Origin of the sequence: Marinobacter sp. MBR-99 (assembly GCF_040547575.1) — a bacterium.
Classification (GTDB): Bacteria; Pseudomonadota; Gammaproteobacteria; order Pseudomonadales; family Oleiphilaceae; genus Marinobacter.
Window position 1 is genome coordinate 210497 of the sequence record NZ_JBEPPY010000002.1, and the last position, 15231, is coordinate 225727.

Sequence of the window (15231 nt, forward strand, 5' to 3'; positions counted from 1 at the left end):
TGATTGAACATTATCGACATGCGCTGCCGCCCGGCCTACCTGCACGACTTTTTCGGTGCCACGCCGGGCACCGAGGCCTTTGAAACCGCCCGCTGGCTGAACCGACGGGTGGGTACCCGGGGCGACGACCAGCACTTTACCCGCTCCCTGACCGAACAGGGATTTCTGGACGAAGTCCGCGAAGCAGGCCTGACCCGGGCCGTGGTGGTTGGCCGGCACACGCCGGCCCAACACCTGCCCAACGACCGCATCCACCAGATCGTGACGGGCCAGGAGCTGCTTCTGGGCGTGGGATCGGTGGATCCGGTGCTTCAGGGCGTGGACGGAGCCATTGCAGAAATCGACCGGGCCGTGAATGAGCTTGGCCTGGCCGCCATCAACATTGAGCCCGGGTTTGCCGAACCCGCCCGCCATCCGGACGATGAGATCTACTTCCCGATCTACGAGCATTGCGCGCGCCTTGGCGTGCCTGTATCACTGATGAGTGGCCCCACCACACCAGACCCGAGATTCAATGACCCGGCAGGGCTGGCGGTGGTCGCAAGATCATTCCCCACGTTACCGCTGATTGTCTACCACGGTTACTGGCCGAACGTTGCCCAGGCCATCGGGGTGGCGTTCCGGTATGAGAACGTGTTCCTGGTGCCCGATATGTACCTTTTCCAGCCCGGCAGCCAGCTGTATGTGGAGGCCGCCAACGGTTTTCTGTCGGGACAGCTCCTGTTCGGCTCATCCTATACCTTCCGCCCCATTCGCCAGTCCATCAGCGATGTGCTCGAGCTGGGCTTCCGGGATGCGGTGTTGGATAATGTGCTGTACCGGAATGCCGCCAACTTGCTCGGACTTTAAGCCGCCCGCGGCACTTGCCATTGGCCGGACCTCACACACCGTTAGAATGAAAGGAAGCCCTTGATGCCGAAGCCCGCCGCCACCCGCATTGCAAACCTTCAGCAATCACCCATCCGGGCCATGACCCAGGCCTGCGAGCGGGTGAACGGCATCAACCTGGGCCAGGGGCTGGGCGATTTGCCACCGCCGGCCCCGGTGCGCGAAGGGGCCATACGGGCGATCGAACAGAATATCAGTACCTACACGCCATCCCAGGGACTGCCAGAATTACGCCGTGCCATCGCCCGCAAGCTGTCAAGAGACAACCAGATTGAGGCAGACCCGGACACCCGCATTGTGGTGACGAATGGCGCTACAGGGGCATTTGCCTCAACCCTGCTGGCCTTGCTCAATCCGGGTGACGGGGTGCTGCTGCCAGAACCCTATTATGGCTATCATCTGAATACCATTCTGCTGTCCGGTAACGAGCCCCAGTTCGTGCCCTTACCGCTGCCGTCGCTCGAGCTCCGGGAGCAGGACCTTGTTGCCGCCATCAAACCGAACACCCGCGCGATTGTGCTGTGCACGCCCGGCAACCCCAGTGGCAAGATGCTCACCCGGGCTGATATCGAGTGCGTCGAGCGCGTTGCCAACGCCCATGACCTGCTGGTGATCACCGATGAAATCTACGAATACCTGACCTACGACGGCAACGCCCATATCTCACCGGCCAGCATTGGCAGCCTGGGCGAGCGCACGGTAACCATCTCCGGTTTTTCAAAATCGTTCAGCATCACCGGCTGGCGCCTGGGATTCGCCGTGGCACCCGAGGCCATGGCCCGGTCAATCAACCTGGTGAACGACCTTTACTACGTGTGCGCCCCGGCACCCCTGCAGCAGGCGATGGCTTCGGCCCTCGATGCGCCTGACAACGGCCTTGCCGGGCTTGGCAAGGAATATCAGTGGCGGCGGGACCTGATCTGTGACGGCTTGGAAAGCGCCGGCATGACGCCCCTGGTGCCCCAGGGTGCCTACTATGTGCTGGCCGATGTCTCCGGCTTCGGCTACGCCAATGCCACGGAAGCCGCGTACGCGCTCCTTGAAAAAACCGGCGTGGCCGCGATTCCCGGCAGTGCCTTTTTCAGCTCGGACGACGGTGAACGGTACCTGCGGTTCTGCTATGCCAAGGATCGGGCCACTCTGGACAAAGCCGTCAGTCAATTACAGGGTTTTCGCCGGGGATAGGAGCAAGGGCCTTGCAGTTCTGGCAACGGCTGCTTCCCATGCGGGCCCAGCATTTCACCTTTTCTGAAATACCTGGATTTCAAAGAACTGGACGCGGCCACCCTGCCCCGCGTTTTGAACCAGGTGGATCTGGCTCTGATCAATACCAATTACGCGCTCGAAGCCGGATTGGAACCCACCCAGGATGCCCTGATTATCGAGGGCGCCGAATCGCCCTACGTCAACTACCTGGTTGCCCGTCCGGATAACGAGGACAGTGAAGCCGTCCAGGAACTCGCCAGGGCGCTCCGCTCCGATGCAGTCAGACAGTTCATTCTCGAGAAGTACAAAGGGGCTGTGGTGCCTGCTTTTTAATAAGTCGGCGTGCCTGTTTGGAATCAGGTGTAAAGCAAGGATTGGCCGAGGCACTGTTCAGGGCCTCGGCCAACGCCTGAGATAGGCCTGTGCCTACTATCCGACGGCGCTATTTCCCAGATAAACATCCGCTATGGCCGAAACAGAAAACTCGGATGCAGGCCCAGCCTTGGTCACCCGCCCTCCGTCCAGCAGATAAACGCTGTCTACCGCCGGCAGCGTCACTGCAACGTTCTGTTCGGCAATCAGCACGCTGATTCCTGAATCCCGGTTGAGCTGCCGGATACTCTCGAAGATCTCGGCATAGAGATTGGGTGCCAGCCCCATCGATGGCTCATCGAGAATCAGCAGCCGGGGCCGGGTCAGCAGTGCTCTTCCGATCGCGGTCATCTGCTGCTCACCACCGGAGGTGTTTCCAGCCTGCAGATGCCGTTTTCGTTTCAGCCTCGGGAATCGCTCGTAGATCTCCTCCAGTGCGGCACCCACCTGTTTGCGCCGCAAACCAATGGCACCGGTCCTCAGATTCTCCTCAACGGTCAGGTGGGGGAAGCAGTGCCTCCCCTCCAGAACATGGGCAACCCCAAGCCGGCTGACGCTCTCCGGTGCCATGCGGGTAACGGTGCGCCCCTCGTAACGGATCTCACCTTCGGTAATCAGGCCGCCCGTGGACCGGATCAGCCCGGAAATGGACTTGAGACAGGTGCTCTTTCCGGCCCCGTTGGCACCGAACAATGCCACCATAGAGCCGGGCTGAATGAACAGGGAGACCGTGTTCAGGGCTTCCACAATGCCCCCGCCATAGCGAGTGGAGACCTGATGCACTTCAAGCTGGGGCTGCGTCATGACGGAACTCCTGTTTACCGGATCAGATGGGGGCACAGTCACGGGGGGTAATACCGTTTTCCTGCGCGTACTGGGCCGAAGCCTTGTCGATCAACGGGCGCAGCAGTTGCCGGTCGGCCTGAACCCAGTCACTGATCACCTGCCAGGCCTGGCCATCCCACTGTTGAAAGCGAACAGCGCCGCCGCCCTCGTGGTCGTAGCAGGACAGCTCCAGCGGCTGCACCAGGCCCAGCGCTCCCAGTTCCTCGAGGCGTTTGTTATCCAGATTCAGGTTTTCAAAGCCCCAGCGCACCTGCTCGCCAGAAAGGGGCTTGTGGCCGTATTTCTCCTGGGCAAGCCGCACGGCTTCCACATTCAGAATGCCATTCACAACACCCAGGTTGTAGTAGACAGTGCCGAATCGGGACGGATCCTGCAGATCGGATTTGCCGGCATCAACCACGGATGCCTTGATGCCCTGCAGGACTGGAAAATCGGTGCCCGCCGGGTGGGTGGTGATGGAAACAAATCCCTTGGCTGTATCCCCGGCAGGCCGGACGTCCTCTTCTGAATTGCTCCAGATATTGCCGATAATACGGTCAACCGGGAAGCCGTAACGCTTGGCGGTTTTGATGGCCACCGGATTCATCACCCCCCAGCCCCGCAGGATTACCCAGTCAGGCTGGAAGCGGCGGATCTGTAACCACTGCGCCTGCTGTTCGTTGCCCGGATGCGGCACTTCCAGCAACTTGAGCTCGAACCCGTATTCCTTCGACAGCAGCTCCAGCACACCATTGGTTTCCGTACCGTAGGGTGAGCCATGGTAAAGCGTCGCAATCTTCACATCGGACAGCTTATCCTTGCCTCCGGCCTTCTCGGCGATGTAATTCACGATCGCCGACACTTCGGAGTAAGGGTTCAGCTGCAACGGAAAAACGTAGGGGAAAACCCGGCCATCCGTGGACGCCGTTGCGCCATGGTTAATGGTGATCAGCGGCAGTTTGTCCTTGCGGGAGCGATCCAGAGTCGCGTATGCGATGCCCACAGACAGAGGGTTGGTGGCCGCGGCCGGCGCTCCTTTGAGCCCGCCTTTCAGGCGCTCATAACACTCAACCCCCTTCTCGGTCTCGTATTCGGTCTCACACTCGCTCCACACGAGCTTCACGCCATTCACGCCGCCCTGCTGATTGACATGCTGCATGTAGTCAATGAAACCTCCGAAGAACCCGGTTCCGCCGGCGGCATAGGGGCCCACCCGATAGCTTTGCAACGGGAAATACTGCTCGCCCTCGGCATAGGCCGTTGTCAGCGATGAGCTGAGCAGGCCCGCAATGATGACTTTTCTAAACAGATGACGCACTTTACTAACCCTCTTGATGATTAACGGTTTTAAAGAAATGGACGGTATTAACCGGAGTTTCTGGCAATACCGAGTCTGTGTTGAACGTATTGGATGGCCCGCTGCACATAGCGCACGAGGCCCCCGGGTTCCCGGATCAGGAAAAATATAATCAGCGCCCCGAACAGAACCTGTTGCAGGTTCTCCAGCAACCCGTTGTCAACGGTGCCCACGGGAAGAGCACCGGCGAGATTGGATAGCGCGATTGGCAGGAAAACAAAGAACGCCGCCCCGAGTATGCTGCCGGTCAGGCTGCCCAGGCCGCCGATGATAATGATGAAGAGAATCTGAAAAGACCGGTTCAGATCGAACCCGTGCGGCTCAACGGTTCCCAGGTAGAGAAACCCCCAGAGGCAGCCTGCCACACCCAGAAAGAAACCGCTGATGGCAAAGGCCAGCAACTTGGTGCGCAAAAGGGCGATACCCAGGGTGGCGGCCGCAACGTCTTTGTCCCGCACCGCCATCCAGCGTCGCCCGGTTTCTCCCCTCACCAGATTGCGGGCAACCCAGAAAAGTGCCGCAACAATGGCCAGGGTCAGCAGGTATCGGGCCCTGGGTGTCTCGACCTCGAAGCCCAACACCGACAAATCGGGTGCGGAAATGACGCCGGAAGGGTTGTAGTTCGAAAACCATCCGAACTTGACCAACACCCACTGAATCAGAAACTGGGCAGCCAGGGTTGATACCAGCAGGTAGAACCCTTTGATTCTGAGGCTTGGCAGGCCAAATACCAGGGCGACCAGTGCCGCCATCACGCCACCGCCCAGAATGGAAACCAGTAGCGGAAGTTCCGGAACCCGCAAATCCAGGTTGTAAGCAGTGTAAACCCCGACCGCCATGAACGCCGCCGAACCCAATGAAAGCTGGCCGGTGTAGCCGGTGAGCAGGTTCAGGCCGAGGCCGGCCAGTGACAGAATCAAAAGCGGTATCAGGATCGCACTGAACCAGTAATCACTCACCGTGAGCGGTAGAACCAGAGCGAACAGCGCAACGCCGATGACCCAGCCGATCCAACGGCTGCGTTTGTGCTGGACAAGCCTGGAGGCAACCGGCCTGTCAGGCACAAGAATTTGAGCGGTACTGAAACTCATGAACCTTTCCTTTTAGACACGTTCTATGGTTCTCTGCCCGAACAGGCCTGCGGGCCGGACCAGCAGAAACAGGAGCGCAAGCACATAGGGAAACCAGTTCTCGATTCCGTTGCCGATCAGTTGTCCGAGGTACACCTCTGCCAGTTTTTCGCCGGCGCCGATGAGAAGGCCACCCACAATGGCTCCTGTTATCGAGGTAAATCCGCCAATAATCAGCACCGGCAGGGCCTTCAACACAACGAGGGAAAGCGAGAACTGAACACCGAGGCGAGCCCCCCAAAGCAAGCCTGCCACTAACGCCACCAGGCCGGCCGCGGACCAGACAATCACCCAGATCCGGCGAATGCGTATGCCAACGGATTGCGCCGCCAAAGGGTCATCCGCCACTGCCCGCAAGGCCAGCCCGGTCTGGGTGTAGGAGAAAAACAGAGACAGCACGATCACCAGCAGGCCGGCAATACCCGCCGCAACCAGGTCAAATGAGGAGATCAGCAACCCGCCCAGAAACATTGGGGCATCACTGATGCCAAGTTCGAGACCGTGCACCTGAGTGCCCCACAGGGCCTGGGCCGCGCCCTCAATCACATAGGCCAGCCCCAGCGTGGCCATGAACAGAACAATCGGTGGACGATTGACCAGAGGACGCAGAACCGCGGCCTCAACCGCCACGGCCAGCAACACCATCAGCGCTGCCGTGACCACCAGTGAAAGCCAGGGCGGAAGCCCCTGGTCAATCAGGCTCACATAGGTAAGCGCGGCAAACAGAACCATGGCGCCCTGGGCAAAATTGAAGACACCCGAGGCCTTGTAGATCAGCACAAAGCCAATGGCGACCAGCGAATACATAACGCCGGCCAGCAGCCCACCGATCAACACTTCCAGAAAAAATTCCATAAACGAAGTCCTTTGCTACAGCGCCACCGCGGGTTCGGGCCTGGATTCGTGAGTATCAGCGCTGCTTTCTGTACCTCCCGCGCCAAGGTAGGCCTCGATGACTGCCGGGTTGGCGCGTACCTGCGCCGGCGATCCGTCACCGATTTTCTGGCCGTGATCCAGCACGATGATGTGGTCGCTCAGCCCCATGACGACGCCGATGTCGTGCTCGATGATCACGACGGTGACCTGGTGCTCCTGGTTGATCTTCCTGATCAGCTGAGCCATGTCCGCTTTATCCAGCTTGTTGAGCCCCGCCATGGGCTCATCCAGCAGCAGGATGGAGGGCTCTGAAGCTAGCGCGCGGGCAAGATCCACTTTTTTCTGGACGCCGTAGGACAACTCGCCCACCGGCACATCGCGCCAGGCGTCAATACCGAGGAAGTGAATCACCGCCTCTGCCGACCGGATTTGCCTGACTTCGTCACGGCGAGCGGCGGGCAGGCCCAACGCCTGGGCAAGCCAGTGCGACCGATGCCTGAGGGAGCGACCGGTGAGGACGTTTTCCAGTACTGTCATCCCCGGAAACAGTCCGAGATGCTGAAAGGTGCGGGCGATACCGAGCTTCGCAGTTAACTGCGGACGGGCGCCACGCAGGACCCGGCCATGGGCCCTCAGGAAGCCCTCACTGGGCTGATAGATTCCGTTGAGCACATTCAGCAGCGAGCTCTTGCCTGCGCCGTTGGGACCGATCAGGGCACAGATCTCGCCATCGCGGATCGAGAAGCTGACATCATCCAGAGCCTGCACGCCCTGGAACTCGAGTGTTACCCCGACGGCAGCGAGTGCCTCGCTGGCCCCGGCCGTTGTGATGTTGCCGGACATTCCGTATTTCCAAAGTTGAGCGCGGAGCAGTGAGGGCCTGCCCCGCGCAGCCCCATCAGGCTGGTACGCTTTCGGATTGTTCACTGCGTTGCGCTTCGAGTTCACGCACCAGAGGCAGAACTCTTTTGCCGAAATACCCCACCTCTTCCTGGAAATGCAGGAACCCGCCGAGAATGAGATCGACACCGGTCGCCTTGATTTCCACAATGCGTTCAGCGATTTGCTCGGGTGTACCAATCAGGTTGGTCCGGAACCCGTCGTTGTACTGGACCAGATCCTCGAAACTGGACTTGGCCCAGTTGCCCTCGCCTTCCGGGCTCGCTTTCCCGGCATTTTTAACTTCGCCGGCGAACGCATTGACGGCCTCAGGATCAGCCTGGCCAATGATGTCGTCCAGTACCTGGCGCGCCTCCTCCTCGGTATCCCGGGCGATAATGAAAGCGTTCACGCCAACCTTCACGGAATGGCCGTTCTCCTTCGCCTTTCCTTTGACATCCTCCACTTGCTTGCGGATTCCCTCCACGGTATTGCCATTGGTGAAATACCAGTCCGAGACACGGGCAGCCATATCCCTTGCCGCCCGGGAACTACCACCCTGGAATATCTCCGGATGCGGCTGTTGCAGCGGCTTGGGCTTGAGGGTGTAATCACTGAAACGGTAAAAGGCCCCGTCAAAGCTGAAATTGTCCTGGGTCCAGATGCCTTTCAGAGCACGAATAAACTCTTCGGAGCGGCGATAACGTTCGTCATGATCCAGCCAGTGCTCACCAATGGCGTGGAACTCGCCACTGAACCACCCGGAAACCACGTTAACCGCCACCCGGCCACCGGTCAGCTGATCAATCGTTGCAATCTGCTTGGCCAGCACGGCCGGCTTCCAGGGGCCAGGCAGCACCGCCGCAATCACCTTGAGGGTATTGGTGGACTCGAGAAGTGCATGGCTGAACGACACCGACTCGTGCTGAAACTCTGCGCCGTAGCCGGCTGTGAAACGAATCTGTGACAGGGCATAATCAAAGCCTGCCTTTTCCGCAATCCGCGCCAATTCGCGGTTGTAATCAATATCCCAACTGGTTCGCTGTTTGACCTTGCTGATGACCAGCCCGCCACTGACATTGGGAACCCAGTAGGCGAATTTGATTGGATCGGTACTCATGAATGCTCTCCTGCAATTGTGATTCAAAGAACAGGCGCCGGTGCTACCGGGGCCCTTGAGACATTGTTGGATGCTTCCCGGTATCCCCGGTTGCTTTCCAGATGGGCTGCGGCCAGCTCGGCCGCTGAACGTACCCGCTGCGAAAGATCATCATTGATCAGTCGCCCGTCGTTGAAATCAACGTCCAGCGCGTAGACAGATTGCGGCAGAGTCAGGGCCTGAAAGAACGCAAACAAAGCGCGGAACTGGGTGTCCAGGGCGAGCCCATGAAGGGGTGTACCACCGGTGGCGGCCAGTAGAACCGGTGTACCTTTCAAAGCGTCCCGGTCAACCAGGTCGAACAAATGCTTGAAAAGACCGGAATAAGAAGCCCTGTAGATAGGACTGCCGGCCAGGATCAGATCTGCGTTCTCGATGGCATGAATAGCTCGCTGCAGTTCGGGAGCCAGCAAGGCAGGATCGAACTCGGTGCCGAAATGGTTACCGATCTCCGCAATACTGACGCTTTGTACATCAACATCTCTGACCCGCGCGATCTCGTTCGCCAGCGCGTTCAACAGTGCGCCTGTTCTTGATCGCGATCTTGGGCTGCCATTGACAATGACAACGCTGGGCTTCACCGGCATAAGCCACCTCCTTTTCTACCTTGCATGGAACCACCGGACACAAGCTCGACTGCCCGGGACGAAAAGGCTTCTCACTTTGAGAAACCTGCGCACGTCCCGAACACAGCACAGTTGATGCCAATTTTTTAGCACATTGTTTTTATTGAATTTATTGAACATAAAAACGAAGAGATGGTGATACAGAAGCAACTGACGACGGCGCCATGCGGATATATCCACACCCTCGCCAGTGGAGTGCTGATATATCAGCAGACGGAAGAAGCCAGCCTGAACGGACGGTGCCGCTCTGGCAGGGGTTTTGAGAGACATTGACCTGACCTGGCACAGGCTTTGAAAGCCTGGTCAGGGGAACTGAATCTTCATTACCAACTTTTCGGAAAGACAACGGAGATAACAATGCCAGAACTCAAAGCCAATCCAACAGCTGAAACCCGGCCCTTCGCTACGGAAAATGCCAGCAATGACTCAGATCTCTCCAGAGGCGCCAGCGACTCGGAGTTGAACCAACGGTTTCGTCCCCTGTTCCGCGACATTGCAGAAACCGCAAAGCACCGTGAAAACGCACGGGAGTTGCCCTACGACCAAATCCGTAAACTCAAGGAAGCACGATTCGGCGCGTTGAGGGTACCGGTCGCCTACGGTGGCTTTGGTGCCTCACTGCCCCAGTTATTTCGGCTACTGACCGAACTTGCAGAGGCCGATTCCAACATTACACAGGCGCTTCGGGGGCACTTTGCGCTGGTGGAAGACCGCCTCAACGCCCGCCCCTCTGAGCACCGGGATGACTGGTTGACGCGATTTGCCAAAGGCGATATCGCAGGTAATGCCTGGACCGAAGTGGGCGAGGTAAAAATCGGCCACCTCAACACCCGCGTCAGTGAAGTTGACGGGCAGTGGCTGATCAACGGTGAGAAGTACTACACCACGGGTAGCATCTTTGCAGACTGGCTGGATGTGACAGCGCAGCTATCGGACGACCCTGAGACCATCTCAACCGTGAGCGTTTCCGCCCATCAGGAGGGTGTTGAGATTGAGGACAACTGGGACGGGTTCGGCCAGCGGACAACCGGAAGCGGCGTTACCCGGTTCAACAACGCCACGGTGAACCCTGAAAACGTCTATCCGTTCGGGGAACGCTTCCGGTATCAAACGGCATTCTACCAGTTGGTTCTGCTGGCCACGCTGACGGGCATCGGTCGGGCCGCCCAGGGCGATCTGAAATCACTGGTCCGCGCGAGAACCCGGGTATACAGCCATGGCAACGCCGATGCGGTCCGCGACGACCCCCAGATACAGCAAGTCGTGGGTTCCGTGGCAGCCCGGGTGTACGCCGCCGAGGCTATTACACTGAAAGCTGCGGAAGCCAGCCAACTGGCCTACGAGCAGCACGCAACGAAAGACCTGGAGGCTCTCCGGGCTCTGAACATCGACGCCGAAATAGAATCCGCCAAAGCCCAGGTGGTTGTTGCAGACCTGATCCTCTCCGCCACCAGCGATCTGTTCAACGCACTGGGCGCATCAGCCACCAGCACCAAGCATTCCCTTGACCGCCACTGGCGAAACGCGCGGACTGCCGCATCTCATAACCCACTAATATACAAGGAAAAGGTGATCGGAGACTGGGAAGTCAACGGCACCGAACCGGTATATCAATGGGCGATCGGCAGAGGCAAATAGAGCGATTGCAGGAAAACTGAAAACCTACTGAAGTTTTCTTGGTACGCCATTGGTTTAGCCGACGGTACCCTGAATGCTCAAGCCATCAAACGAGGAATGATTCATGACGTTAAGACTGGGCGATACCGCCCCTGATTTTGAACAGCAGTCCAGCGAAGGCAAGATCCACTTTTACGACTACCTCGGCGACAGCTGGGGGGTCCTGTTTTCGCACCCTGCGGACTTCACCCCCGTATGCACCACCGAACTGGGCCTGACCGCCAAGCTCAAGGACGAATTTGCCAAGCGCAACGTCAAGGTGCTGGCCCTGAGTGTGGACGATGTCGATTCGCACGGACGGTGGATTGAGGACATCAACGACACCCAGGATACCCGGGTGAACTTCCCGATCCTGGCGGACAGTGATCGCAAAGTATCTGAACTGTACGACATGATTCACCCCAACGCTGACAACAGCGCAACGGTGAGATCGGTATTTGTGATCGACCCGTCAAAAAAGGTACGGCTGACGCTGACTTACCCCGCCAGCACAGGCCGCAACTTCAATGAGTTGCTCAGGGTCATTGACTCCCTGCAACTGACCGAGCACCACAAGGTTGCAACACCGGGTAACTGGCAGCAGGGCGAGGACGTTGTCATTGTGCCCGCGCTGCAGGATGAGGAGGAAATTAACCGTCGGTTTCCGTCAGGTTATCGCGCAGTCAGGCCTTATCTACGCCTGACGGAAGATCCCTCCAAACAGACAGCCTGACGCTTCCCAATCAGCAGGCCAAAAAAAGACCGGAGGTGGTTTGCCTCCGGTCTTTCTGTTTTAACGACCAGTGTTATACAGCGAGCGTTTCACCTAGCCGGGAATGGCTGCGGTCTTTGCTCACCGGGTGGTCAGGATGGGATTCAAAACCATCGATGAACCGGTCAAGGGCAACGTCCAGGCGCTGCACAATCTCGTCACCGATCACGTAGTCTCCCTCCTCTGTCTTCTGGAACTGGTTATCCGGGGAAAACACCACCGGCAGCGCCTTTTCCGCTTTCAGGTTAATGAAAATCGGCTGCAGGGCGTGGTCTACCGCCAGCATGTGGGCGGGCGAGCCACCCGACGCCACCGGCAGCACACTTTTATGCTGTAACCCACCTTCCGGGATCAAATCCAGCAGGGTTTTCAAAACGCCCGAAATGGAAGCCTTATAGACTGGGCTGGAGACAATCAATCCCGCTGCTCCGGCCACATCCCTGAGATAGGCCTGCACCTGCTCATTGTTGAAGTCCGCCCGCAGCAGGCTGTTGGCATCGAAGCTTTCCACGCTGTAGGTGCGCACTTCCACATCCCGGCCAGCCAGCTCGCCCAGCAGGTACTCTGCCAGGGCACTGGAGCGGGATTTCACGTTGGGGCTGCCCAACAGGGCGACGATATGCATTCCTTTCTCCTTTCGTTCAATTCGCTGATATCAATCCGGCCGCTGAAGATCTTCGTCCCGCAGAAACACCCGACTGTTCACAGGGCGTATCCAGGCATCCCCACCCTGGGCCAGACCCAGGTTCTTGAACTGGTGTTTTGGCATTTCCGCATGGACCAACTGTTCACTGTTGTCGGTTTTCAGCTCCAGCCGCACCGTTGGGCCAACCACCGATACCAGCGCGATCTCCGCATGAAGCGCTTCTTCAGTGCGATGGGGCAGCACCTCAATATCGTGTGGGCGCACATAGGCGAATGCCTGGCTGTCGAGGTGACCATCAAATTCGGGCGCGGATAGCTTCACAGAACCAATCCGGGCAACACCATCGTTCACCCGGGCATGGAACAGGTTCACGTTGCCCAGAAACTGGTAGACAAATTCGTTCGCGGGATGGTCATACACCTCTTCCGGGTGACCGTCCTGCTCCACTCTGCCATGGTTCATCACCACCACCCGGTCGGCGACCTCGAGGGCCTCTTCCTGATCATGAGTGACGAATACGCTGGTCACATGAATGTCATCATGCAGCCGGCGAAGCCAGCGGCGTAATTCCGCCCGCACCTTGGCGTCCAGAGCACCGAAAGGTTCATCGAGCAGCAGTACTCTGGGCTCGACCGCCAGCGCTCTGGCGAGCGCGATACGCTGACGCTGCCCCCCGGAAAGCTGGGACGGCAACCTGTCTGCGGTCCAGTCCAACTGAACCATTTCCAGCAGGTGCATAACCCTGCGGCGGATCTCCTCTTTGCTGGGCCGCTGACTGCGGGGCTTCACAGTCAGGCCGTAAGCCACGTTTTCAAACACGTTCATGTGCTTGAACAGCGCGTAATGCTGGAACACAAAACCGACGCCGCGGTCACTGACATGGAGATCCGTTGTGTCCTCACCCTGAAAGCGAATACGCCCGCTGTCAGGTTGCTCCAAACCGGCGATGATCCTCAGCAGGGTTGTCTTGCCTGACCCGGAGGGACCAAGCAGGGCCGTCAGTTCGCCCTCTTTCAGAGACAGACTGACGTTATCAACGGCAACAAAGTCCTTAAATCGTTTGTTTACCCGGTCAACTTCAATACTCATGGGTGTGTCCTCACTGGCTGTTTCCCGCCGGATGCTGGCGCTCATCCAGCCACTCGACAAAACTCTTGATAGCAATGGTCACAAGGGCCAGCCCGGTCAACAGGGACGAGACTGCAAAAGCCGCCGTGAACATGTATTCGTTGTAGAGCACCTCTATGTGCAAAGGCATGGTGTTGGTTTCACCGCGAATCCGGCCGGATACCACCGCAACCGCACCAAACTCGCCCAAGGCCCGGGCATTACAGAGAATCACACCGTAAATCAGGCCCCATTTAATGTTGGGCAGGGTAACGTGCCAGAAAGTTTTCCAGCCACTGGCACCCAGGGTCAGCGATGCCTCTTCTTCCTCTTTGCCCTGCTGCTGCATCAGTGGGATCAGTTCCCGGGCAATGAAAGGGAGCGTACCAAACGCAATTACGATCACGATGGCGGGCACTGCAAAGATGATGCGAATATCGTTGGCTGCCAGCCACGGCCCGAACCAGCCCTGAGAGCCGAACAGGATCACGAAGATCAGACCAACCACGACCGGGGATATGGCAAATGGCATATCGATCAGCGAGATCAGGATCGACTTGCCCCGGAACTCAAACTTCGCAATCGCCCAGGCCGCCGCAACGCCAAACACCAGGTTAATTGGAATAACGATCGCGACAACGAACAAAGACAATCGAATGGCGGCCAGAGCATCCGGCTCGTTTATCGACGCCCACCAAACACTGAGACCTTGCTCAAAGGCACCATAAAGTACTACCGCAAGGGGCAGTACCAGAAACGCCGCGATGAACACCAACGCGATGGTAATCAGGGTCAGGCGAACCCAGGCCGGCTCGGCGGTGGCACGACGCCAGCGGGCCGACAGCTCCGGGTTGCCCTCAAAAGTTGCAGTCTGTGCGGTCATGTCATGTCCCTCGGCGTTGTGTCCACCACTGCAGGCCGTTGATCGCCAGCAGAAGCAGGAAAGCGGTTACCAGCATGACGGTACCAATGGCCGCCGCACCCTGATAATCGTATTGCTCTGCCTTGGCAACAATCAGCAGTGGGGTAATTTCGGTCTTGTAGGGCAGGTTTCCGGAGATGAACACTACCGAGCCATACTCACCCACTGCCCGGGCGAAGGCCAGGGCGTAACCTGTGAGCAGTGCCGGCACCAAGGCCGGAAACACAACGCGCCGAACCGTGGTCAGGCGGCTGGCGCCGAGACTGGCAGAAGCTTCTTCGAGTTCTGACTCGAGATCCTCCAGCACCGGCTGCACTGTCCGTACCACGAAGGGCAAGCCAATGTAGGTAAGCGCTACCACCACACCCAGTTGGGTGTACGCCACCTTGATGCCGGCAATCTGAAGGTACTGACCGACCCAGCCCGTTGACGAATACAACGTGACAAGAGCGATACCGGCGACCGCCGTAGGCAAGGCAAACGGAAGATCCACCAGGGCGTCGATAAATTTCTTGCCAGGAAAATGGTAGCGAACCAGTACCCAGGCCACCAAGCCGCCGAAAACGAGATTGATGGTGGCGCCAATCAGTGACGCTCCAAAGGAAAGTTTGTAAGACGCAACCACCTGTGGGTGACTGACCGCCCTCCAGAAATCTTCCCAACTCATCATGGATGTGTATAACAGCAACCCGGCGACCGGGATAATGAAAATAATGCTGAGATAGAACAGGGAGAAGCCCATCGTCAGCCCGAAGCCGGGTATGACGCGTTGCTTGATAAGAGCCATAGTGTCTTTAACCTTGCAACGGC

Annotated in this window: 16 protein-coding genes; 5 read left to right on the forward strand and 11 right to left on the reverse strand. The window is 58.3% G+C overall.

Annotation, left to right across the window (positions count from 1 at the left end; translation table 11 throughout):
• The first annotated feature begins 3 nt into the window (after positions 1 to 3).
• The 3 genes from ABIE59_RS02780 to ABIE59_RS02790 all read left to right on the forward strand — a co-directional run bounded on the left by ABIE59_RS02780 (position 4) and on the right by ABIE59_RS02790 (position 2427).
• A complete protein-coding gene (locus ABIE59_RS02780; RefSeq protein WP_354444024.1) occupies positions 4 to 849 on the forward strand; it encodes an amidohydrolase family protein in 846 nt (281 codons plus the stop codon).
• Between the two features lie 63 nt (positions 850 to 912).
• Entirely contained in the window at positions 913 to 2073 is a 1161-nt protein-coding gene (locus tag ABIE59_RS02785) for a pyridoxal phosphate-dependent aminotransferase (protein WP_354444026.1), read from the forward strand.
• A 51-nt stretch (positions 2074 to 2124) separates the two neighbouring features.
• The gene (locus ABIE59_RS02790) at positions 2125 to 2427 is read left to right on the forward strand and encodes a MetQ/NlpA family ABC transporter substrate-binding protein (RefSeq protein ID WP_354444179.1); all 303 of its coding nucleotides are present in this window, start codon (positions 2125 to 2127) and stop codon (positions 2425 to 2427) included.
• Between the two features lie 96 nt (positions 2428 to 2523).
• Here ABIE59_RS02790 and ABIE59_RS02795 read toward each other — a convergent pair whose 3' ends face one another.
• Genes ABIE59_RS02795 through ABIE59_RS02825 form a run of 7 tightly spaced genes read right to left on the reverse strand, consistent with a single transcriptional unit; the run spans position 2524 to position 9279 of the window.
• Positions 2524 to 3270, reverse strand: coding sequence for an ABC transporter ATP-binding protein (locus ABIE59_RS02795; protein ID WP_354444028.1), 747 nt, complete (start codon positions 3268 to 3270; stop codon positions 2524 to 2526).
• 22 nt (positions 3271 to 3292) lie between these two features.
• The gene (locus ABIE59_RS02800) at positions 3293 to 4600 is read right to left on the reverse strand and encodes an ABC transporter substrate-binding protein (protein ID WP_502915327.1); all 1308 of its coding nucleotides are present in this window, start codon (positions 4598 to 4600) and stop codon (positions 3293 to 3295) included.
• Positions 4601 to 4656: 56 nt separating this feature from the next.
• Positions 4657 to 5739, reverse strand: coding sequence for a branched-chain amino acid ABC transporter permease (locus ABIE59_RS02805; protein WP_354444030.1), 1083 nt, complete (start codon positions 5737 to 5739; stop codon positions 4657 to 4659).
• Between the two features lie 12 nt (positions 5740 to 5751).
• Entirely contained in the window at positions 5752 to 6633 is an 882-nt protein-coding gene (locus ABIE59_RS02810; RefSeq protein WP_354444032.1) for a branched-chain amino acid ABC transporter permease, read from the reverse strand.
• 15 nt (positions 6634 to 6648) lie between these two features.
• Complete coding sequence (locus tag ABIE59_RS02815) at positions 6649 to 7497, reverse strand: ABC transporter ATP-binding protein (RefSeq protein ID WP_354444034.1); 849 nt, start codon at positions 7495 to 7497, stop codon at positions 6649 to 6651.
• 55 nt (positions 7498 to 7552) lie between these two features.
• Positions 7553 to 8653 (reverse strand): dimethylsulfone monooxygenase SfnG, encoded by a 1101-nt coding sequence (sfnG, locus tag ABIE59_RS02820; RefSeq protein WP_354444036.1) that lies wholly within the window; start codon positions 8651 to 8653, stop codon positions 7553 to 7555.
• A 23-nt stretch (positions 8654 to 8676) separates the two neighbouring features.
• A complete protein-coding gene (locus ABIE59_RS02825) occupies positions 8677 to 9279 on the reverse strand; it encodes an NADPH-dependent FMN reductase (RefSeq protein ID WP_354444038.1) in 603 nt (200 codons plus the stop codon).
• A 396-nt stretch (positions 9280 to 9675) separates the two neighbouring features.
• Here ABIE59_RS02825 and ABIE59_RS02830 point away from each other — a divergent pair, with 396 nt between their 5' ends.
• Positions 9676 to 10956, forward strand: coding sequence for an acyl-CoA dehydrogenase family protein (locus ABIE59_RS02830; protein WP_354444040.1), 1281 nt, complete (start codon positions 9676 to 9678; stop codon positions 10954 to 10956).
• Positions 10957 to 11059: 103 nt separating this feature from the next.
• Positions 11060 to 11707 carry a peroxiredoxin gene (locus ABIE59_RS02835; RefSeq protein ID WP_354444042.1) on the forward strand — a complete coding sequence of 216 codons (648 nt, stop codon included), beginning with the start codon at positions 11060 to 11062 and terminating at the stop codon, positions 11705 to 11707.
• Between the two features lie 73 nt (positions 11708 to 11780).
• Here ABIE59_RS02835 and ssuE read toward each other — a convergent pair whose 3' ends face one another.
• From ssuE to cysT, 4 genes are read right to left on the reverse strand one after another with little or no spacing between them, the layout of a single operon-like run.
• On the reverse strand, positions 11781 to 12371 hold the full coding sequence (ssuE, locus tag ABIE59_RS02840; protein WP_354444044.1) for an NADPH-dependent FMN reductase: 591 nt from the start codon (positions 12369 to 12371) through the stop codon (positions 11781 to 11783).
• A 30-nt stretch (positions 12372 to 12401) separates the two neighbouring features.
• On the reverse strand, positions 12402 to 13481 hold the full coding sequence (locus tag ABIE59_RS02845) for a sulfate/molybdate ABC transporter ATP-binding protein (RefSeq protein ID WP_354444046.1): 1080 nt from the start codon (positions 13479 to 13481) through the stop codon (positions 12402 to 12404).
• Positions 13482 to 13491: 10 nt separating this feature from the next.
• A complete protein-coding gene (gene cysW, locus ABIE59_RS02850) occupies positions 13492 to 14382 on the reverse strand; it encodes a sulfate ABC transporter permease subunit CysW (RefSeq protein ID WP_354444048.1) in 891 nt (296 codons plus the stop codon).
• Position 14383: 1 nt separating this feature from the next.
• Complete coding sequence (cysT, locus tag ABIE59_RS02855; protein WP_354444050.1) at positions 14384 to 15208, reverse strand: sulfate ABC transporter permease subunit CysT; 825 nt, start codon at positions 15206 to 15208, stop codon at positions 14384 to 14386.
• Between the last annotated feature and the right edge of the window lie 23 nt (positions 15209 to 15231).